Below are 899 nucleotides of genomic sequence, written 5' to 3'. Positions count from 1 at the left end.
GGTAGTGTCGAGAAAGTTGGTGTAGTGCCCGATCCGAAGCGAGTCGGCCCGGCGTCCCAGAATCTGGAATACGGTTGATATCCTATGCCGCCTCGACCCTGTCCGCAAGCTCGAGGCCGGACTCGAGCATCTTCCTTGCCTCCGCCTCGAGCCGCGCCCAATCGACGGGACCGTCGGTCCCCCGGGTGCGACCGTCGTCGTAGAGCTCGTTCATCCTCGCCTCCGAGAAGTACCTGGACTCCTGCCATATCTCGTCCTGCTCGCACATGACCGCGCCCGCGAGCCGCACCAGCGAGCCCGTGGAGGGGAACACCTGCACGACGCGCGACCTGCGCTTTATCTCCCGGTTGGTCCTCTCCTGCACGTTGTTGGTGCGCAGGCGCTTCCAGTGGGTCGGCGGGAAGTCGAGGTAGGCCAGCGCGTCGGGCTCGGCCTCCTCCAGCACCGCCGCCGCCCTGGGGCAGCACCCCGCCAGCATGTCGCACGCCGCGTGGTACATGGCCGTCACGGTGGCGGCGTCGCGCCCGCGGAACACCTGCGACACGATCCTGCCCACGCGGCGCCTGAGCTGCCAGGAGCCGGCCTCGCGCATGCAGTCGCGCATGAGGTGGACCGCGCAGCGCTGCCACGCGGCGCCCTGGAAGACCTCGCCGAGCGCCCGGACGAGCCCCGGGTGGGCGTCCGAGACGACGAGCCGCACGCCCGCCGCCCCGCGCGAGCGGATAGCCCGCAGGAAGGCGAGCCACGAGTCGTAAGACTCGGTGTCAACCACGTCGACACCGAGGACGCGCCTCCAGCCGCCCGCATCGCAGCCGATGGCGGTGACCACGGCGGTGGAGGCGACGCGCCCCTCGCGGCGGCACTTGACGTAGGTCGCGTCGAGCCAGACGTAGGGCACC

Annotated in this window: 1 protein-coding gene; it reads right to left on the bottom strand. The window is 70.4% G+C overall.

Features of this window, described 5'->3' with window-relative positions; all coding sequences use genetic code 11:
* Positions 1 to 82 precede the first annotated feature (82 nt).
* Positions 83 to 899, bottom strand: an 817-nt coding sequence (locus ACTM82_RS08955) for an IS256 family transposase (protein WP_441055875.1), incomplete at its 5' end; no start/stop codon positions are given.

The sequence above is a fragment of the Collinsella sp. HCP3S3_E5 genome, from assembly GCF_052067635.1.
In the GTDB taxonomy this organism is placed as follows: domain Bacteria; phylum Actinomycetota; class Coriobacteriia; order Coriobacteriales; family Coriobacteriaceae; genus Collinsella.
The sequence above is the reverse complement of the archived record's forward strand: the minus strand, read 5'-3'. Positions and strand labels throughout refer to the sequence as shown.